Source organism: Bacillus sp. sid0103, assembly GCF_019219025.1.
Window position 1 is genome coordinate 1 of the sequence record NZ_JAHUWN010000151.1, and the last position, 255, is coordinate 255.

General features: G+C 34.9%; 1 pseudogene. It reads right to left on the bottom strand.

The features are described from left to right. Positions 1-208, bottom strand: a pseudogene (locus KW850_RS32915) (IS110 family RNA-guided transposase); the annotation flags it as partial. Between the last annotated feature and the right edge of the window lie 47 nt (positions 209-255).

Consider the following 255-nt stretch of genomic DNA (forward strand, 5'->3'; position numbering starts at 1 on the left):
AGGTTTTTAACTGGTTAATCCATTGTAGTAAACTAGCAAAACCCTCTTCATTATTTTCAAATGTAAGAGAATCACCAACTATTATTCCACGGAAATTTACAGCTCTAGCTACGTGGAGTTCTTGGGCTATATCTACACCAACCACAAGGTGTTTATCTGAAATTCTCTCAATTAGTTGATTTTGTTTGTCTTGCATCTTAAAATTCATATAAGGGTTCCTCCTTAAGGTTTTGAGTTAGAGTGGTGTCTATACTC